Here is a 20,527-nt window from a genome sequence, read left to right as displayed (position 1 = left end):
TCACAGTTACTCTCGAACAATTAACCAAAACCTTAACTATGAAAAAATTTTTATTTTTCCTAATGGCAAAGTTAGTATAAGAAAAAGAATATTGCAACTTTTCTGTCGATAATTTGACACTTTAACTTTTCCGGCATACAAAGACGTATAAATTTATCACAGTTTTACAGAGAAATTATGGTTCTTAATGGAGTGAAAGAAAAAAAACTATTCATAGAAACTTACGGTTGCCAGATGAATGTGGCAGACACAGAAGTGGTTGCATCGATCATGGAAATGGACGGTTACACCCTTACCGACAACGACCGCGATGCTGACGCAATCTTCGTAAATACTTGCTCTATCCGTGACAATGCTGAACAGCGCGTGATACAGCGTCTGGAATATTTCAATGCACTGAAGAGGAAGCGTAAAGGACCTCTTATTGTGGGCGTCTTGGGTTGTATGGCAGAAAGGGCTAAATCAGACCTGATTGACGAGCATAATGTGGATTTGGTCGTAGGGCCCGATGCTTATCTCGACCTGCCCAATTTAGTAGGAGCTGCTGAACAAGGAGAAAAAGCCATCAATATACAACTCTCAAAGACGGAGACTTATAAAGATGTAATTCCACTGAAGTTGAATGGAAGCAATATATCCGGATATATTTCCATTATGCGTGGATGCGACAAGTTCTGCACCTACTGTATTGTACCGTTTACCCGTGGACGTGAGCGTAGCCGTGAACCCGAAAGTATCCTGAATGAATTGCAGGATATGCGTGCAAAAGGGTTCCGGGAAGTTACGCTTTTGGGGCAGAATGTCAACTCCTATCGTTTCATGGATAGCGACAGGAAAATTGATTTTTCTGAATTACTGACCATGGTAGCAGAGGCTGCGCCCGAAATGCGTATCCGTTTCACCACATCACACCCCAGGGATATGACCGATGAGACACTGGAAACTATCGCCAACTACGAGAATCTCTGCAATTATATTCACCTGCCTGTACAATCGGGCAGTTCCCGGATGATGAAATTGATGAACAGGAGATACGACAGGGAATGGTATATGGACCGGATTGCAGCCATCAAACGGATTATCCCCGGGTGCGGTCTTTCCACCGACATTATGTGCGGGTTCCATTCCGAAACGGAAGAAGATCACCGTGAAACACTCTCTTTGATGCGGGAAGTTGGTTTCGATTCGGCTTTTATGTTTAAATATTCGGAACGGCCGGGCACCTATGCAGCCAAGAGATTGGAGGATAATATACCCGAAGAGATCAAGAGCAGGCGCTTGCAGGAAATCATTGATCTGCAAATGGAATTATCGAGAGAGAGCAACGAAAGAGACCTGGGAAAAGAATTCGAGGTGTTGACAGAAGGTTTTTCTAAACGTTCGCGTGAACAGCTTTTTGGTCGTACCGACCAGAATAAGGTAGTTATTTTTGACAAGAAAAACCACCATATCGGTGAATTTGTAAAAGTAAAGATTACCGGCTTCACCCCTGCTACGTTGTTGGGAGAATCGTTGTCTGCGAAATAATCGCATTCTATTAATACCCGATTCAAAAAACAATTTTGGTGGTAATGTGTTCTATTTAAAGGAAAGACTCAACGAGTAGTCAATCGATACGTCCATCATGTTATGTATAGAAATGACCGAATTAGATATTGAGTATAAAGATTAACTATTAACTATTAAACGCAAAGTTATGAAATCAGAAGCAAAACTATTATTAGGGTTAGGAATCGGCGTTGCTCTCGGAGCTGCAGTAGGTTACATTATGGGAACCGACAGGAAAGAAGAATGGCTGGAGCAAGCCAACGAATTTGCAGATAAAGTAAGAGCTAACGTAAAATCCGCTATTTACAAAGGAAAAAGTGAAGTCCAGGACTTAAAGGAAGATATAGATGACATTGCCGAGATAGCCAAGAAAGAATTGGCAAAGCAATAAATTATATCCTTACATCCTTTAACCGAACAAAACAATGGAAGAAAAAAAAGTAAGTACGCTGTTCGAGGAAATGCGGGATGATGTCTCGAACTATATTTCCAGTTCCCTTGAACTTGGCAAACTGGAAGTATATGAAAAGATCAGTTTAGGTTCCGCAGCAGTCATCTATGGCCTGCTGATAGGTGCAATTGTCCTGATTGCGTTTTTCTTTACGCTGGTGACGGTAGGGCTTTACCTGGGAGAACTGCTTCAGAACTTTTGGGCCGGATTCGGGATCGTAGCTGCGTTTGCTTTTTTGACATTATTGTGCATGCTTCTTTTAAAGAAGTATTTCAATAAAAAATTCACCAATAAGGTAATACGCTTTCTAATGTCGCAGGATGATGAGAAAGAAGATAAAAAAAGAGACAAATGAGTACCTATAAATTATCCCCAATAGAAGAATTGCGATTAGAGAAAAGACGATTGCGTGAAGAGCGTACTATTGCAGGTCAACGGCTTACCTACCATCTTCAGTATTTGAATGACAACTGGGGATCAATGGTGACCAAGGGTATTACTTCGTCAGTAAAGTCGAAACTGGCCGAAACGGTAGATCATTTGTCGAGTGGTTCTTCTTATTCAGTCACACCTTTTATGACGAAAAGGATTAATCCTTGGGTAAATCTCGCCTTGTCGAATCTTCCACTTATCGGCTCTCTCTCATGGAAAGTGGCCCGACCGGCACTCATCACCTTTGCGGTCAAAAAAATCCCTTCATTGCTGTTCGGTAAGAAAAAGAAAAGAATTAAATAGTAGATCTGTGGACGGTACTTACACCGTCCACTTTTGCTATTTTAGCACAAAGTTGATTCACCTCTTCAGCGCTGTGCACATGTATATTAAATATCCCTTCAAATATCCCATCATTAGAAGAGACATTCACACTTTGAATATTTACCACTATATCCTCTGTCAACTTGGTAAGGATAGTACCTAATATTCCCACCCGGTCTATTCCTGTAAACACGATAGATGCCAGAAAAGAGTACTGCCGATAATCACCCCACTCCACTGCAATGATACGGTTTCCGAAATTGGATTTTAATTTTAAGCCTGTCTGACAGGAACGTTTATGTACCTCCACCTCCTCCTTTTCTGTGATATATCCGAACACGTCATCACCCGGTAGCGGATTACAACAGGAAGGGACAATAAAATTCTTACGGAAATTGGTTTCAGTAAGTCGGAAGACTGCTTTTCGGTCAATCTTCTCTTCTCCGGACAATTCCGTCGGGAATACGGATACGTCCGGATCCTTCTGCATATTTTTTATATTTTTCTGATCAGAAGAGGGCGACTTTTTAATAGCATTCATCGCCTGCTTCATATACCTTACAAACAGGTTATCCTGTTTTTCTTCCTCAATCTTTAGCTTAAAGAATGCGTCTTTAGTGGACGGAAGGGATACTTCATTGTTCCCTATTAAATAAAAAAGATCTTCTTTGTTTTCTGCCTTGTAAAAATGCAGTATCTTATTGAAAACAGTATTATCGATAGGTTCATGCTCAAATAGCTCTTCCAGCATATTCTGCCCCTTTTCAGCAATTCGACGGCGCTGTCTACGTAAGGATGCTTCTATTTTAGTACGTGCTTTGGCGGTCGTCACGAAATGAAGCCATTCCGGTTGAGGATTAACCGACTGAGAAGTGAGTATCTCTACCTGGTCACCGCTACTCAGCTTCTGGCTCAGTGGCGACAAGGTATGATTCACTTTGGCGCCTAAGCAATGATCTCCCACCCGGGTATGGATGGTGTAGGCAAAATCGAGTGCGGTTGCACCTTGTGGCAATGTTTTTATTTCGCCTTTAGGTGTAAAAACAAAGATTTCGGACGAGAAAAGGTTCATCTTCACCGTATCAAGGAAATCAATAGCATTCGGATTGGGGTTTGCCAGTACTTCCTGAATGGTTTTCAACCATTTATCGAGTTCATTATCCTCTTCAATCCTGTTCTCTTTATATTTCCAATGTGCAGCAAAACCTTTTTCCGCAATGTCATCCATCCGTCGGCTCCGGATCTGTATTTCTATCCATTTTCCATCGGGTCCCATCACGGTAAGATGAAGTGCTTGGTAACCGTTGGCTTTGGGATGACTCACCCAGTCACGGATACGGTCGGGGCGAAGCTTGTAAATATCCGTAATGGCAGAGTAGATATCCCAGCACTGTTTCTTTTCATCCATACCGGGAGTTACTTCAAAGATAATGCGTACTGCAAAAAGATCATATACTTCCGAGAATTCAATGCCTTTGTTCTGCATTTTGTTCCAGATGGAGTAGACCGACTTCACCCGCGCCCGCATCTCATACTCAATATCCATCTTATCGAGCGCCTTTATTACGGGTTCAGCAAAATTTTCATATATCTTGTTCCGTTCAGGAGCAGTCTCTTCAATCTTCTTTGTCAGGTCGGCATAAATCTCCGGATGCTCATATTTAAAGCAAAGCTCTTCCAGTTCGGTCTTGATAGCAAAAAGTCCCAGGCGATGCGCCAATGGAGCATAAATATACAATGTCTCTCCTGTGATCTTGTACTGCTTGGCAGGAGTCATAGAGGACAATGTACGCATATTGTGCAGCCGGTCGGCAATCTTCACCAGAATCACTCGGATATCATCCGACATGGTCAATAGCAATTTTCTGAAGTTCTCTGCTTGGGCTGATACGTTTTCGCCAAACAAGCCCTGTGATATTTTTGTCAGCCCATCCACAATCTGCGCAATTTTATCACCAAACAGTGCACGGATATCCTCTACTGTATAGTCGGTATCTTCCACCACATCATGCAACAAAGCGGCAGAAATGGAAGTAGAACCCAAACCCATCTCTCTCGACACAATACGCGCTACCGCCAACGGGTGCATGATATAAGGCTCTCCCGACCGCCGGCGGGCACCTTTGTGTGCCTCTTTCGCCATGTTAAACGCCCGGGTTATGACATCCACCTTCCGCCGGTGATTAGAGTTCAGATAATCATTCAGAAGAGCCTGAAACTCATTTTCGATCATCTGTTCTTCAGCAATCTGCTTTTCTTCATCACTCATATACCTACTTGACCTCTTTTTATTGCTTTAATAAACGAAATTACAAATAAATCCAAAGAAAACAGCTATGCAATCGGTTATTTTTACCCTGAAGAGTCGCTTTAATGTTAAAAAACAGGGAATATAAGCCTTTACTGAACAAAATTATTCTATCTTTGTTTTCTCATTCGACAGGGGGTGCCCAAGTAAACGGGCTGAGATCATACCCAAATCACCTGATCCGGGTAATGCCGGCGTAGGGAAAATAAAAATCCATATATATATGGATCTTCCGGTATATATCTTTATAAATCCCCTTTTTTATTTCACTAACGAACGATGCACATGGCAAGAAGCCTTGTCCATCTTAAAAATTAAAGTAAATGAAAAAGGTTTTCTTATTGCCGGCAATGTTGTTGGCATTGGTTTCACAGACAAAGGCAGATGAAGTGCCATCAGACACGCTCAGCCAAATTCAACTGGAAGAGGTAATTATTTCCGCCACACGAGCCGGACAAAATACGCCGGTATCCTATTCCAATATCACCTCTTCAGACATCAAAAAACAAAATGCAGCCCGTAACATCCCGGCTATCCTGCAAACGTCCCCATCAATAGTCTCTTTTACAGAAGACGGATTAGGGGTAGGCAATACGGCCTTCAGGATCAGGGGTACCGATGCTACCCGCATTAATGTAACTCTCAACGGGATGCCGTTGAATAATCCCGAGAGCCAGGAAGTATTCTGGGTAAACCTGCCCGATCTTTCCAATTCTTTGCAAAACATACAGATACAACGAGGCGTGGGTACATCTACCAATGGCTCGGCTGCTTTCGGTGCCAGTATATCTCTCCAGACCATGGGAGCACGCTCCCGGGCGTATGGTGAAGCCTCTTCTGCGATAGGGAGTTATGGTACATTCCTATCGAATATTGGTGCAGGAACAGGAATATTAAAGAACGGACTGTCGTTCGACATCCGTTTTTCCCGTGTCTTGGGTGATGGTTATATAAGAAACGGAAAGGTGGACCATACCAATTTCTATGCTGCTTTATCACATTACACCGACAAGCAACTGCTCAGACTGATCTATATGAAAGGAATACAACATACCGGGATTACCTGGGAAGGTGTCTCAAAGGAACAGATGGCAGACCAGGAATATGGGCGCCGGTACAATCCTGCAGGTGAATATTATGATGATGCAGGCAACCGTCTCTACTACGATAACGAAACCGATAACTACTATTCCGATATTCTACAATTGACCCTGGCCAGGGAATTAAACCGGAATCTCACTTTCAATGCAGGATTAAGTTATAATCATGGGTACGGCTACTATGAGAATTATAAAAAAAAGGACCCCATATTCGGAAAGAAATTTGAGTATTACGGCTTACCTGCACAAACTATAAATGGCGTCGCTCATAGCCGGTCGGATTTAATAAAACAAGAATTAATGAGCAATGATTTTTATGTGGCCAACCTTGGCCTCAAATATGCAAAAGACGCATTGAATCTCACCTTTGGAGGGATGTACAGCTTTTACAACGGCGATCACTATGGCCGATTACCTTGGGTAAAATTCAATGAGAATATTTCTAAAAACTATGAATGGTACCGTAATGAAGGCAAGAAATCGGAAGTAAGCTTTTTCATTAAAACAGAATATCAACTGAACGAGAAACTATCTCTGTTCGGTGATCTGCAATACCGGCATATTTCCTACCGTTTCAATGGGATAGATAAAGACAGGGAAGATCTGTCAGGGGGGGATTTCACCTATAATTTCGTAAATCCCAAAGCCGGATTTTCATTCCGGTTAAACGATCTCAACAGATTTTACGCTTCGGTAGCCGTAGGACAACGCGAACCGCTCCGCACCGACCTGAAAGAAGGTATTAAAGGAGGTGCAACCCATTCCATCAAGCCGGAACGGATGATCGACTATGAGGCGGGATACCGTTACCAGGGGGAGAACGGGCTCAGGTTAGGGGCCAACTTCTATTATATGGATTACCACAACCAGATGGTACAGACCGGAAAACTCAACGATGTAGGCTATAAACTGATGGAAAATGTCAAAGACAGCTACCGTACCGGGATTGAACTGGAAGCCGCCATTCCGTTCGTTAACAACAAATTTCTTTTGGATGCCAACGCTACATTCAGTAGGAACAAGATCAACAATTACACAGCTTATTTTGATCTGTACGACAATCCCAATGATTATAATACGGTATATATTAATAACGATCCTGACAACCGGCAGGCACAGGTAACCAAGGGATTCGGATCGACTGATATTTCTTTTTCTCCTAATCTGATAGGCAGCCTGTCACTTACTTACCAACCGGCTTCCGCATTCTACGTGAATCTGATGGGAAAATACGTAGGGAAACAGTATCTGGACAATACTTCGGACGATGCAAAATCAATCGAGGCTTATTTCATAAGTAACTTTTCCGCCGGCTATACCTTTAAACCTGTATCGTTCGGAACTTTCAACCTGCAGGTTTTCGCCAATAACTTATTCAACAACAAAAAATATTTAGCCAACGGGTGGGCATCGACAGATGCATTCGAAGACGGCAGCACTCTCAATTATGTAGGGTATTATCCACAAGCGCCCCGAAATTATATGGTGCGGCTTACTCTCAATTTCTAAAATATTACATACAGGATAAACGGATTTTCTCCATCAAATAAGATAATCCGTTTATCTTTATACAAAAATAAATAATGCAGACTATTGAAATAATCGGCGCCATTATCGGCCTACTCTATCTCTATCTGGAATACAAAGCCAACAAATGGTTGTGGCCGGTGGGTGTATTGATGCCTGTTGTATACGTATGGATTTTCTTCCAGAGTAAATTCTATGCCGATATGGGGATCAACGTCTACTATTTCTTTGCCAGTATTTATGGTTGGGTACGATGGACAAAGCATCAGACAGAAGGAGATGAGTTGCCGATCAGCCACACGCCGCGGCACTATATATTGCCGCTTTCGGTGATAGGCAGTGCCCTATTCGCCATTATCGCCTTTATTCTGATCCGCTTCACAGACAGCCCTGTCCCTTACGGCGACAGTTTCACCACGGCACTCAGTATCCTTGGGATGTGGTTACTTGCCCATAAATATGTGGAGCAATGGTGGTTTTGGTTTGTAGTAAACTTTATTTCCTGCGGGCTCTATGTCTGGAAAGGGCTCTATCCCACTTCTATCCTTTTTGCCATCTATTCAGTGATCTCCGTATTCGGCTATTTCAAATGGAAGCGGATGATGGCCGGTAGCCAGGCAATGAAAAATGAAACGGATGGGTCGCTGGTAAAGTTCTAATCCACGATCGCTTCGGTAAGTTCATCGAGAGAAAATCCTGCAAAGTACTGGGAAGTATCGAATTGAGATAAAGCGTTCTTTATGTCTGAGGGGGTGTACCTCACTTCCTTTAGTATTTCCTGCGGCACGGTCAGGTCGCTGTTCTTCCCGAAAAAGGTACCGTAAAAACGGATTCCTTTTATCTTGCCGTTTCCGATATTCAGGAACACCTGTATCCGTCCGGCAGGAAAGCGCTTTTCGCGTATTACCTCCGCTACCGGGTTATGGCCATAAGTCCAGTCCCAGTTAGCAAATTTTTCCCGGCGGGCTTTTTCAATCTCTTGTTTTTCAGCCTCACCGAAGTGATACTCTTTCATTTCAGGGAACGTCCGTATCATCTGATCGAGGATCTTATCCGCAAACTCATTGACCGTGATCTTTACAGGAAGATTGGGCAGGATATTATCCACCCGGCTACGGACTGATTTCACCCCTTTGAAATCAACCGTTTCTTTGGATACTTCTAACGCTTTGGAAAGCACACTCAGATCGGTATCGAACAACAAGCATCCATGATGCATAACCCGGTTACCGGCATACGCCTGCGCATTGCCACATATCTTTTTTCCGTCGATGGTAATATCATTCCTGCCGGAAAATTCTGCCGTCGTTCCCAGTTCTGCCAGTGTCTCTATGACCGGTTGTGAGAAAGTCTTGAAATCGAAATCATTCTCACCCTCTTTTTCATTGGAGATGATGGTATAATTCAGATTGTTCAGGTCATGGTAAACCGCTCCGCCTCCGGTGATACGCCTTACCACATGGATCCCGTTCTCCTGTACAAAACGGGTGTTAATCTCCGCCTGAGTATTCTGGTGCTTCCCTACAATTATGGCCGGCTCATTGATCCAAAGAATAAAGATTTTATCGAAATGTTTCAGTTCCTTGAAACAAAATTCTTCCAACGCGATATTATATGCGGGATCGGTACTTTTATTGACGATATATATCATAGGACAAAAGGAGAGCGGGCTCCGTCATCTTTCAGCCGGAACCCGCACTAAACTCATATGTAATTAATTGATTTAAATAAAATTGGCAATGTATGCAACTAAAACGGAAACCTTTAGATGCTTTATGGGGCACCCATATCTCGCAATTTACTTCTTCTTTTTGGGAATATGGACCGCTTCACCCAATACGTCGGCAAAAGCTTCGAAGAGCGCTTCGGAATAGGTGGGATGCCCATAGATGGTCTTTATCACCTCATCTACCGTAATCTCCATCTCCATGATCAACGATGCCTGGGTGATGATCTCAGCTGCAGAGGGGCCGATGATATGCACGCCCAACACTTCACCATAGCGGTTATCAGCGATCACCTTCACGAAACCGTGTGCTTCGCTTGAAGCCAGGGCACGCCCGTTGGCGGCAAAACTGAACCGTCCGATACGGATATCGTCGTACTTCGCACGTGCTTCTTCCTCAGTTAGACCGACCATCGCCACTTCAGGCGAAGTATACACCACTGAAGGAGCCGAAAGCAACCTGATGGAACGCTCGTTTCCCTTCACCGCATTCTCGGCAGCTACTTCACCCATCCTGAACGCTACGTGGGCAAGCATTTTAATACCGTTCACATCGCCGGGAGCATAGATGCCTTTCACACTCGTTTCCATGTATTTGTCCACCTTTATCTTACCCCGTTCGGTCTCGAACTTCATCTCACCTATCCCGTCGAGATCGGGCACGCGGCCAATGGAGATCAGTGCCTTGTCGGCAATCACCGGCTCTTTTCCATCAATCTTGATTTCCAGTTTATCACCCTTATCTACAATTTCGGTAATACGGGCAGAGGTGATTACCGTCATCCCCTTCTTCTTGATGATCTTGGTCAACTCGGCAGAAACCTCATGGTCGAGAGGCGGCACTATACGGTCCATCATCTCGATGATGATTACCTTGGATCCAAGTCCGGCAAAAGATTGTCCCATTTCTGTTCCGATCACGCCACCACCAATAACGGCCAGTGTTTCAGGAACCTCCTTAATGGCAAGAAGATCGTCGCTGGTAAGCACCTTATCGCTTTCGATACCGGGGATATTGATTTTGGATGCTTTGGATCCGCCCGCCAGAATAATCTTGTCGGCTTTGAGTATCTGCGAATCGTTCACTACCACATCCTTATTCTTGTTGATCTTTCCAACCCCCTTATAGATATCCACACCATTGCTTTTGAGAAGTGCCTCCACGCCGCTGGTCAGTTTCCTCACCACGCCGTTTTTGAACTCCTGCACTTTCTCCATATCTACTTTGATCTGTGAACTGTCGATCAGGATTCCTCTCGAGGATGCTTCTCGGATATGCTCGATGATCTCGGCATTTTTGAGATAAGCCTTTGTGGGGATACATCCCACATTCAGGCAAGTACCGCCGAATTCGCCTTTCTCCACGATGGCCACCCGGGCTCCCAACTGCGCCGCTTTAATGGCAGCCACATAGCCGGCAGGACCTCCCCCGATCACCACTACCTGATAGTTATCCTCGAGACGGATCATCCGCTTATCTTCTTCACTCTCTTTCTCTCCGGTATCTTCGATTACCTCGGGCATCAATGTATCCACCGATTCGTTTTCATCCCCGATATAACCGATCACCTCGGTCACCGGTACGGTATCACCATCAGGATGCACGATTTTAAGCAGGATGCCCGATGCTTCCGCTTCGATCTCCATACTGGTTTTATCTGTCATGATCTCAAGGATAATCTCACCTTCTTTTACCGGATCACCCTCTTTCTTCAACCATTTTACGATTTGCCCTTCGGTCATATCCAGACCTGCCTTGGGCATAATTATTTCAAAAGCCATATATCTATTTTTTTCCTGAACTTATTTTTTTCCTCTTCTTAAATAAACAAGGTGATCGGATCTTCTATCAATTTTTTCAGATCGGTCATGAACTTCGCTGCCGTCAGTCCGTCGATAATACGATGGTCGCTGGTAAGGCTCATCTTCATGATGGGCCGCACAACCGCTTCGCCGTTAACCGGCACCAGCTTCTCCTTTGTGGAGGCAACACTCAAAATAGCCGCATTAGGCTGGTTGATGATGGCGGTGAATTCATCTACGGGATACATCCCCAGGTTACTGATCGTAAAGGTACTTCCGGCTTGCTCGTCGGGCAGTAATTTTTTCGAGAAGGTACGCTCCGTCAAATCTTTAAAAGCGACCACAAACTCGCTGAGTGACATCTTGTCGGCGTTCTTCACAACCGGCACCAGTAATCCCTCGTCCAGACCGACCGCCATTCCCAGATTCACATAATTGTGAAAAGTAATCTCCGTTCCTTCGGGGTTAAGGCTGGCATTGATATACTTATGCTTCAACAACGTCTTCACTACTGCCAACGAGATCAGGTCGGTCACCGTCAATTTCTTTCCGGTTTTCTCCTGTATCGGTTCAATCAGCTTTTTACGCAATGCCAACAACTCGGTCATATCCACCTCCCAGGTCTGGATAAAAGTGGGAATACCGAAATAACTCTCCGACATCCGTTTGGCGATGATCTTGCGCATCTGGGTCATCGGCACTTTTTCGGTCTCTCCCATCACCGGAGCAGCCTGTGATGCAATGGGTGCGCTTGCCGCGGCAGTCGCTCCCTGCGATACCTTCACCGCAGGTTTGACCGCAGGCTGGTCCGCTTTGGGAACTTCCCCAAAATCATTGAGTGTAAACCGGGCTTTCAAATCGGGATCGGAAATCAGTTGCAAGACATCGTCTTTCATAATCTTATTCCGGTGTCCTGATCCTTTTACCCCTTTCAAGTCTATATTATGTACGTCGGCAATATGACGGGCAAGCGGAGAGATATGAATTTTCTCTTCGTAATTGAAATTGGCTATGTCATCCCTATGAATGCGCCCCTTAAAACCGGTACCGGTCACACTGAGCAGATCCACTCCCAGACGTTTGGCCAAAGCCCTCGCCGCCGGTGTTGCCCTGAATTTTTTATTTTCCATCCTCACCCTTTTTATCGGTTATTCACTAATTTGAGAATGTACTTCTTGATCCGGGCCACACTCGGAATCATAGCAGTCTCCAAGGTCTGGTTATAGGGAATGGGTACATCCTCACCGGCCAGCCGCAAAATACGCCCGTCAAGATAATCGAACGCATCGCTCTCGGCAATCATTGCTGCTACCTCTCCGATAAAACCGCCTGTTTTATGGGCATCGTTTACCAGTAATACTTTTCCGGTCTTTTTCACTGACTCGAGTACTGCCTCTTTATCGAGCGGCGCCAATGTGCGCAGGTCCACGACCTCCACACTTACCCCTTCGGCCTCCTCTACCTCGTTGGCAGCCTGTATCACCCTTTCCAGCATACGCCCATAAGTGATAACCGTCACATCTTTTCCTTCTTTCTTGATATCGGCTTTTCCGATCGGCAATACAAACTCAGGATCGAGGGGGACTTCGCCTTTCATATTATATTGAGCTTTGTACTCGAGGAAGATTACCGGGTTATTGTCGCGGACAGCCGCTTTTAATAATCCTTTCACATCAGCGGGTGTTCCCGGGGCAATCACTTTGAGACCGGGGATATGTGTAAACCATGCTTCGAGCGACTGCGAGTGTTGCGCGGCCGAACCAACGCCTCCTCCAGCGGCTGCACGGAATACCACCGGTATCTGTCCTTTTCCTCCGTACATATACCTTGTTTTGGCTGCCTGATTCACAATATTATCCATCATATAGACAATGAAGTCCATAAAAGTGACATCCACAATGGGACGCATCCCTGTCATGGCAGCACCTATGGCCGCCCCGGAAATAGCATTTTCTGAAATAGGGGTGTCGCGCACACGTTCTTTGCCGAATTCTTCGAGCATACCGACCGAGGTACCGAAGTCACCTCCGAAAATCCCTACATCTTCTCCCATCAGGAATACGTTCTCATCACGACGCATCTCTTCCGACATAGCCATGATAATGGCATCGCGGACAGACATGAGCTTTGTATTATTTTCCATCTGTTTTTATACTGTTGTTGTTTTGTATGAGTGACGGAGACTACAAAGCCTCCGGACTAAATCATTTTTTTGGGTTAGTAAAATTAATCTGCAAAGATATCCTCGAATGCCGATTCCAGTGTCGGTTCAGGACTGCTTAACGCAAACTTCACAGATTCTTCTACTGCATCTTCAGAGGCTTTCTCAATCGCTTCTATCTCTGATGCGGTAGCTATCTTATTTTCAATAAGGTATCCTTTAAATCGTTCGATAGGATCTTTTTTCTTCCATTCATCCACCTCTTCCTTGGTACGGTATTTCCCGGGGTCAGACGTTGAATGTCCCAGCCAACGATAGGTAATCGCTTCTACCAACACCGGACCGTTACCATCACGTACATATTGCACCACCTCCTCGAATTTATTGTAAACGGCAAGCAAGTCATTGCCATCTTCAATAAAGTGTCCGGGAACACCATAAGCGGATGCTCGTTGATAATTGTAATCGATATTGATTACACTCTTGATGGGCGTGCTGATCCCATACATATTATTAATGGAGTAGAAAATCACGGGTAACTTCCAGATAGAAGCCATATTCAATGTTTCATGGAAAGTACCTTCGTTAACGGCCCCATCGCCGAAACAGCAGAGAATGATTTTTCCTGTCTTTTTCATCTTCTGGGTGAGTGCGGCACCAATAGCCATTCCCATTCCACCGCCTACAATTCCGTTCGCACCCAGGTTTCCACCATCGAGATCGGCTATATGCATCGATCCTCCCTTGCCTTTACAGGTTCCGGTGGCTTTTCCCATGATCTCGGCCATCATCCCGTTGAGATCTATCTCCAGGGCGATACTCTGCCCATGTCCACGGTGATTGGATGTGATCATATCGAATCCTTTCCTTATCGCACCGATAGCTCCCACATTGGCAGCCTCCTCCCCTACAGAGAAGTGCGTCATGCCAGGTATTTTCCCCTTTTTCACAAGCCGGTTTACCTTGTTATCGAAATTACGGATATCAAGCATCAACCGATGCATGTGCAACATTTTTTCTTTTGTTAATTCACTTTTTTTTGATTTTGTTTTGGCCATAACAGCGATTACTTTACGATATAAATATTTCTTAGTGTATCCTTATATATTTAGAACAATTCTACATAAGAACAGTTTTTTAATCCTATTGTTTGAGAAAGCCACTCTTTTATATTTTATTAAAGATTTCACAGGAAAGAGGGAAAAGTTTTTTTAGAATCAAGAACCAAACATTCCAGAACGTTTTCACCATTAAAAAAATGGGAGATGAAGAACTAAAACTAAAAATGAAGGATGGAGACTGGGAGTCAGAAGATGGAAATTGAATTGAAGGTTGAGAGTTAAAATTCGGATAAAAAATATTTACGATATTTTTATCGGGAATTAAAAATAATATATATCTTTGGAGAAAATATATTGGATGTTTTCGAAAGCTTGTGAATATGGAATAAGGGCTACCCTTTATATTGCTTCCCAATCGCTAAAGGAGAAAAGAGTGAAAATCGGCGATATTGTACAGAATACCGGTTCTCCCGAAGCCTTTACAGGGAAGATATTGGGGTTATTGTCGAAAAACGGTATTGTAGAATCCTATACGGGTCCGAATGGGGGTTTTGAAATCAAGCGCGAAAACCTGCATTATATCACAATGGCCGATATCGTCAGGGCTATCGATGGAAATGCTTTCTTTGAAGGTTGTGCCCTGGGGCTGGACCAATGCGATGAAAAACGCCCCTGCCCCATGCACCACTCTGTGGAAGAGATCAGGAGAACGATGAGGGATGTGTTGAAGGAAACCACCGCTTATGAACTGGCAGTGGGAATAAAAAACAAGGAAACTCTGCTGAAACGATAATTTTTTACGGTAATTTACGACAAAATTGTCGTAAATAAAATAGGTGTCTGCTTGAAAACGACTTTAGACATATTACTACGTCATACACAGTCAGATACAGATTTAAATCACGATCAAAATTAAAAAGAAATGCAAACAAAAGAAATTCAATTCTACCTGTTAGCGCTTCCCTCAGTTTTTCTTTGGATAGGATTTGTTTGTGCGATCAGCTTTATGGAGGCATGGTTAAAATTCAGGGCACCCGGAGTGACTTTGCCTTTAGGACTTGGTATCGGCAGTCTGATATTTAAAGCGCTAAACAAAGTAGAATGGGTATTCGCCATTCTCATAGCTATAGATTTGTTCCTGCTTCATCGGGGAATAGGAATGAACCTACCCCGTATACTGTTCCTGGCCGCACTATTGATACTTCTCACCCAAACACTTTGGCTATTACCTGCACTCGACGCTCGTATTCCGCTCTATCAACAGGGATTGGATGTGCCATCCTCACCTCTCCATTTTTATTATGTAGGAACAGAAGTGGTCAAGGTCGTCTGTTTATTCATGATAGGCATTCATTTTATACGATCAATCCGCATCATATCATAAAGTCTAACCTAAAAAATATTCAGTATGTCACAGAAAAAATTATGGATTGCATTTGCATTGGTGGTGGGTATTTCGTTTACCGTATTAATATTTTACGGCACTCAAATCTACCAGCAGGCTCCGCCGGTACCCGGACAAGTCGTTAACGAGTCGGGGGAGTTATTATTTACGGGTAATGATATCAAAGACGGCCAGAATATCTGGCAAAGCATTGGAGGGCAGGAGATCGGTACCGTCTGGGGGCATGGTGCCTATGTCGCACCCGACTGGACTGCCGATTATCTGCACCGGGAAGCGCAGTATCTCCTGAATAAATGGTCACAAGCCGATTACGGGAAACCGTTCGACGCATTGGCTCCGGCCGACAAGGCATCGTTAGAGTCAAGGTTGCAGCAGTTTCTCAGGAAGAACACCTACGATGCAGCAACCAAAACGCTCACTATTTCCAACGAACGGTATGAGGCATTCCTACATAACAAACAACATTATGCGGGACTCTTCATGGATGATCCGGCACTGGACAAATTACGTTCCGATTACGCCATCGCAAAAAACAGTATTAAATCGGAAGAGAGGATGGATAAAATGGCGAAGTTTTTCTTTTGGGCATCCTGGGCATGTGTCACTGAACGCCCCGGCTCGGATGTGACCTATACGCACAACTGGCCCCCGGACACACAGATAGGCAATGTGCCGACCAGCGACCTGGTACTTTGGACGGGATTCAGTATCGTCATGCTGCTTTTAGGGATTGGCATCATGATTTTCGTACAGGCACGCAGCCGTCAGGAGGAAACCCTGAAACCGAGGGAAGACCCGTTGATGAACCAGCACATCACCCCATCGATGTGGGCAGTAAAGAAATACTTCTGGATTGTGAACCTGCTGATTCTTGTCCAGGTACTGTTGGGTGTAATCACCGCCCATTACGGAGTGGAAGGAGATGCGTTTTACGGTATCGATATAGCCAAATTTATACCCTACTCCATCACGCGCACCTGGCATATCCAGCTGGCCATCTTCTGGATAGCCACGGCATGGCTGGCTACCGGATTGTATATTGCGCCCTCGTTGAACGGAAAGGATCCCAAATTCCAGAAGCTGGGAGTCAATCTGCTTTTTATCGCGCTGCTCATTGTGGTGGCAGGCTCCATGATCGGGCAATGGTTTGGGGTTATGCAGCGGCTCGACCTCGTGAATAACTTCTGGTTCGGCCATCAGGGATATGAGTATGTGGACCTGGGACGTTTCTGGCAAATACTGCTGGTGGTGGGACTATTTCTCTGGCTCACATTGATGATCCGCCCTATCCTGCCTATCATCAAGAAAGGGACATCCGAAAGGGGATTACTCATCCTGTTCCTGATTTCTTGTGCCGCCATAGCGTTATTCTATGGTGCGGGACTAATGTGGGGAAGGACTACCAACCTGGCGGTAGCCGAATATTGGCGCTGGTGGGTAGTACACCTCTGGGTAGAAGGATTCTTCGAGGTATTTGCTACCGTGGTAGCCGCCTTCCTCTTTACACGCATGGGATTGCTGGGCATTAAATCGGCGACCAACAACGTGCTCTTTGCCACGGTGATTTTCCTGACAGGCGGCATTCTGGGTACTTTCCATCATCTGTACTTCACCGGGACACCGACGGCTGTTATGGCGCTGGGAGCTACTTTTAGCGCCCTCGAAGTGGTTCCGCTGGTATTGATTGGATTCGAAGCCTATCACAACTACCGGATGAGTAAAGCCACCGAATGGTTGGCGGATTACAAATGGCCTATATACTTCCTGCTTTCGGTATCCTTCTGGAATTTCCTGGGAGCCGGAATCTTCGGATTTATCATCAACCCTCCCATCGCCCTCTATTATATGCAGGGATTGAACACCACACCGGTACATGGCCATGCAGCACTCTTCGGGGTGTATGGCATGCTGGGTATCGGGCTTATCCTGTTCGTATTGCGCAGTATGTACCGCAAACAAAAATGGAACAACAAACTGATTTCATTCACATTCTGGACTCTCAATATCGGGCTGTTCCTGATGGTAGTATTGAGCCTGCTGCCGGTCGGACTGATGCAGACCGTCGCCAGCGTCAAGGAAGGGATGTGGTATGCCCGTTCTGCTGAATTCATGCAACAACCGCTAGTCGGGACATTTAAATGGTTGCGTATCATAGGCGACACAGTCTTTGCAATAGGTACCCTTGCCCTATTCTGGTTTGTATATACTCTAACGATCAAGAAAAAAAAGTAATAATTATTCACTTACGAGCCTTTCCTCCGGTTCATTCCAAATATAGAGCGGAGGAAGCTCTTTAAAATATTTATAATATGGACATAAACAATCAAAGCATCATAGGCAAACTCGTAGCAGAGAACTACAAAGCTGCCTCAGTATTCAAAAAATACAATATAGATTTCTGCTGCAATGGAAACAGGACGATAGCCGACGCCTGCCGTCAAAAACAAATCGATGAAAACCGGTTGATCGGTGAACTCTCCGAAGTAATCAACGAAAAGGCAGCAGGAGATATCAACGTCAATGCTTTCCCACTCGACCTACTGACCGATTACATAGAGAAAACGCACCACCGCTATGTGGAGAAAAAGATTCCGGAAATCACACCTTTCCTTCAAAAAGTGGTAAGGGTTCACAGCGATAACCACCCCGAATTGACCGAAGTGGAGCAACTCTTCTTCGACTCGGCGGCAGATCTCTCAGCACACATGAAAAAAGAGGAATTGATGCTGTTTCCCTACATCCGTCTCTTGGTAAGAGCCCAATTATCCGATGGGAAAAGGCCACAGACCGGATTAGGATCAGCCGCTGCCTACATCACCCAAATGGAACAGGAACATACCGCAGAAGGTGAGCGCTTCAGGAGAATCAGTGAATTGACAGGGAATTATACTCCGCCCGAAGATGCTTGCAATACCTATAGGGTGACACTCAGCCTGCTGAAAGAATTTGAAGAAGACTTGCATCGGCATATTCATCTGGAAAATAACATTTTATTTCCAAAATCGATTCAATTGGAGGAGAAACTGGAAAGAGTGTGATCGATTTCATAAAGTAATTGTGGAATTTATTCCTATAGGTATCTTTCATTAATCCTTCTTTTATACCTTTGTGGCAATAATTTCATTCGACAAGAGTATAGAACCAAAGAGATAAGAGATAGAAGATGAATAGAAATAAATCTGCCACGACTGCTGTCATCATTGCCAATGGGCGATTTCCAAAACATCCGGTACCCCTCTCCTATATCCGGGACGCTGAGTATATTGTCTGTTGCGACGGTGCCGTCAATGACTTTATTGCCCGTGGTGGAATGCCGGATGCAATTGTAGGTGATTGTGACTCCATCTCAGAAGAAAATAAGAACCGTTTTGTTGATATCCTTCATCCCGACTCTGATCAGGAAACCAATGATCTCACTAAATCAGTACGGTTTTGTGTCGAGAACGGCAGGCAAGAGATAGTAATTGTGGGAGGGACCGGAAGGCGGGAAGATCATACCATCGGCAACATCTCATTATTAGCCGACTATGAAGAGATGGCAAAAATAGTGATGGTTACCGACTGGGGTATTTTTACCCCTATTCAATCTTTTACGGCATTCAAGAGCTATAAGGAAGAACGGGTTTCTATTTTCGCCATCGACCCCAAAGAACTCACGACGTACAACCTTAAGTATGAGATCAATGGAAGAATATTGACAAACTGGTGGCAAGGGACATTGAATGAATCATTGGGAGATTCTTTTAGTATCGATCCTAAAGGCAGGGTGATTGTTTTCCAAGTGTATAAATAAGTGGTTTAGTACCTGAGCGGTGAGGTGGTGAGGCGCCTAATTTCCCATTGTCAATTGTGCATCATCCCAATTTCCTCAGAACTTCCAACGATTTCAGCGGCGGAAAATTATATGTATGTAACCGGTAATAATCCAACAACTGGTCCGCAATCTCATTACGATTATTTCGCGACAATTTAAAAAGATGCATATTGCCATAATTGATGCGATAAAGGTCACGTAGATACGCACTTTCTTTCTTATTCAGATAATAGGTATGCATCGGTTCATTTACTACAAACTCACCGTGTTGCAGGTCGAAATAGGAGTGTTCGTCAAGAAATTCCGCATTGGGATAGATTCCCAAAAAGCGGGTTAATCCCATCATAAGCGCCAGATGAAAATTAGCCAATCCTTTTTCTGTGGCTTCCAGTATCTCTATTGAATTTTTCAGATAATCGAAGGTCGATTCATTATTATCCGATTCCCGGAGGACAAACGATAAAAACTCCGAAATAAAAAAGGCCAGTGACACTTTGGTGATATGGGTGCATAACTCATATAACGGGAATTGCCTCTCTACCTCTTTCAACCGCTGCACATCGCGCAATGGCATATGCTCTACCTCCAGATACAAGACCGATAATGGAAAGAAAAGAGAATTACGTATTTTTATCCTTTTTCCACGAGATATCGGCAGCAGATAGGAAACCCTACCAAAATCACGCGTAAAGAGATGTGCGATAGAGTAAGTATCGCTATAAGAATTGACCCCAAGTACTATACCTTCTGTTTTGAATAACATGCCTCAGGCTACCGTGAATAAAAACAGTACGACAAAAATAATGAAATACTACTGCAAACTACAAAAAAAGCTCCGAAAAAATCCGGAGCTTATATATCTTTTCT

At 44.4% G+C, this 20,527-nt stretch carries 18 protein-coding genes and 1 riboswitch; of the genes, 11 read left to right on the top strand and 7 right to left on the bottom strand.

From position 1 onward, the window contains the following. Positions 1-177: 177 nt before the first annotated feature. The 4 genes from miaB (at position 178) to B4G81_RS05880 (ending at position 2,734) form a co-directional block, all read left to right on the top strand. On the top strand, positions 178-1,527 hold the full coding sequence (gene miaB / locus B4G81_RS05895; RefSeq protein ID WP_294081054.1) for a tRNA (N6-isopentenyl adenosine(37)-C2)-methylthiotransferase MiaB: 1,350 nt from the start codon (positions 178-180) through the stop codon (positions 1,525-1,527). Positions 1,528-1,696: 169 nt separating this feature from the next. After that, a complete protein-coding gene (locus tag B4G81_RS05890; protein ID WP_294081049.1) occupies positions 1,697-1,939 on the top strand; it encodes a YtxH domain-containing protein in 243 nt (80 codons plus the stop codon). Between the two features lie 34 nt (positions 1,940-1,973). Continuing rightward, complete coding sequence (locus B4G81_RS05885) at positions 1,974-2,354, top strand: phage holin family protein (RefSeq protein ID WP_294081047.1); 381 nt, start codon at positions 1,974-1,976, stop codon at positions 2,352-2,354. Beyond that, positions 2,351-2,734 carry a hypothetical protein gene (locus B4G81_RS05880; RefSeq protein WP_294081045.1) on the top strand — a complete coding sequence of 128 codons (384 nt, stop codon included), beginning with the start codon at positions 2,351-2,353 and terminating at the stop codon, positions 2,732-2,734. The genes B4G81_RS05885 and B4G81_RS05880 overlap by 4 nt, the downstream gene beginning before the upstream one ends. On the opposite strand, the gene B4G81_RS05875 is transcribed toward B4G81_RS05880, so the two are convergent. Further along, positions 2,727-5,024, bottom strand: a complete 2,298-nt coding sequence (locus B4G81_RS05875) for a RelA/SpoT family protein (RefSeq protein ID WP_294081043.1) — start codon at positions 5,022-5,024, stop codon at positions 2,727-2,729. The genes B4G81_RS05880 and B4G81_RS05875 overlap by 8 nt on opposite strands. A 163-nt stretch (positions 5,025-5,187) precedes the next feature. Beyond that, positions 5,188-5,284: riboswitch (TPP riboswitch) on the top strand. A gap of 102 nt (positions 5,285-5,386) precedes the next feature. Here B4G81_RS05875 and B4G81_RS05870 point away from each other — a divergent pair. Both B4G81_RS05870 and pnuC read left to right on the top strand, forming a co-directional pair. Continuing rightward, positions 5,387-7,672 (top strand): TonB-dependent receptor, encoded by a 2,286-nt coding sequence (locus B4G81_RS05870; protein ID WP_294081041.1) that lies wholly within the window; start codon positions 5,387-5,389, stop codon positions 7,670-7,672. A gap of 74 nt (positions 7,673-7,746) precedes the next feature. Continuing rightward, complete coding sequence (gene pnuC, locus B4G81_RS05865) at positions 7,747-8,349, top strand: nicotinamide riboside transporter PnuC (RefSeq protein WP_294081039.1); 603 nt, start codon at positions 7,747-7,749, stop codon at positions 8,347-8,349. Here pnuC and B4G81_RS05860 read toward each other — a convergent pair. The 5 genes from B4G81_RS05860 to B4G81_RS05840 all read right to left on the bottom strand — a co-directional run bounded on the left by B4G81_RS05860 (position 8,346) and on the right by B4G81_RS05840 (position 14,438). Further along, the gene (locus tag B4G81_RS05860) at positions 8,346-9,341 is read right to left on the bottom strand and encodes a lipoate--protein ligase (protein WP_294081037.1); all 996 of its coding nucleotides are present in this window, start codon (positions 9,339-9,341) and stop codon (positions 8,346-8,348) included. The two genes, pnuC and B4G81_RS05860, sit on opposite strands and share 4 nt — an antisense overlap. 147 nt (positions 9,342-9,488) lie before the next feature. Next, the gene (lpdA, locus tag B4G81_RS05855) at positions 9,489-11,198 is read right to left on the bottom strand and encodes a dihydrolipoyl dehydrogenase (protein ID WP_294081035.1); all 1,710 of its coding nucleotides are present in this window, start codon (positions 11,196-11,198) and stop codon (positions 9,489-9,491) included. A gap of 38 nt (positions 11,199-11,236) precedes the next feature. Next, positions 11,237-12,349 (bottom strand): dihydrolipoamide acetyltransferase, encoded by a 1,113-nt coding sequence (locus tag B4G81_RS05850; protein ID WP_294081033.1) that lies wholly within the window; start codon positions 12,347-12,349, stop codon positions 11,237-11,239. An 11-nt stretch (positions 12,350-12,360) separates the two neighbouring features. Next, the gene (locus B4G81_RS05845; RefSeq protein ID WP_294081031.1) at positions 12,361-13,362 is read right to left on the bottom strand and encodes an alpha-ketoacid dehydrogenase subunit beta; all 1,002 of its coding nucleotides are present in this window, start codon (positions 13,360-13,362) and stop codon (positions 12,361-12,363) included. A gap of 83 nt (positions 13,363-13,445) precedes the next feature. Beyond that, positions 13,446-14,438: a thiamine pyrophosphate-dependent dehydrogenase E1 component subunit alpha gene (locus B4G81_RS05840; protein ID WP_294081029.1), complete on the bottom strand. Its 993-nt coding sequence runs from the start codon at positions 14,436-14,438 to the stop codon at positions 13,446-13,448. A gap of 343 nt (positions 14,439-14,781) precedes the next feature. On the opposite strand from B4G81_RS05840, the gene B4G81_RS05835 reads away from it, so the two are divergent. From B4G81_RS05835 to B4G81_RS05815, 5 genes are all read left to right on the top strand, one after another. Further along, the gene (locus B4G81_RS05835) at positions 14,782-15,234 is read left to right on the top strand and encodes an RrF2 family transcriptional regulator (protein ID WP_294081026.1); all 453 of its coding nucleotides are present in this window, start codon (positions 14,782-14,784) and stop codon (positions 15,232-15,234) included. Positions 15,235-15,363: 129 nt separating this feature from the next. Then, positions 15,364-15,825, top strand: coding sequence for a hypothetical protein (locus B4G81_RS05830; protein WP_294081024.1), 462 nt, complete (start codon positions 15,364-15,366; stop codon positions 15,823-15,825). 24 nt (positions 15,826-15,849) lie between these two features. Then, a complete protein-coding gene (locus B4G81_RS05825) occupies positions 15,850-18,078 on the top strand; it encodes a nitric-oxide reductase large subunit (RefSeq protein ID WP_294081022.1) in 2,229 nt (742 codons plus the stop codon). Between the two features lie 77 nt (positions 18,079-18,155). Beyond that, positions 18,156-18,884, top strand: coding sequence for an iron-sulfur cluster repair di-iron protein (ric, locus tag B4G81_RS05820; protein ID WP_294081020.1), 729 nt, complete (start codon positions 18,156-18,158; stop codon positions 18,882-18,884). Positions 18,885-19,009: 125 nt separating this feature from the next. After that, the gene (locus B4G81_RS05815; RefSeq protein ID WP_294081018.1) at positions 19,010-19,639 is read left to right on the top strand and encodes a thiamine diphosphokinase; all 630 of its coding nucleotides are present in this window, start codon (positions 19,010-19,012) and stop codon (positions 19,637-19,639) included. Between the two features lie 61 nt (positions 19,640-19,700). Here B4G81_RS05815 and recO read toward each other — a convergent pair whose 3' ends face one another. After that, a complete protein-coding gene (recO, locus tag B4G81_RS05810; RefSeq protein ID WP_294081016.1) occupies positions 19,701-20,423 on the bottom strand; it encodes a DNA repair protein RecO in 723 nt (240 codons plus the stop codon). Positions 20,424-20,527: the final 104 nt, after the last annotated feature.

The sequence above is a fragment of the Proteiniphilum sp. UBA5384 genome (genome assembly GCF_002410825.1).
Lineage (GTDB): Bacteria > Bacteroidota > Bacteroidia > Bacteroidales > Dysgonomonadaceae > Proteiniphilum.
This window is presented reverse-complemented; position numbering and strand designations above follow the sequence as displayed.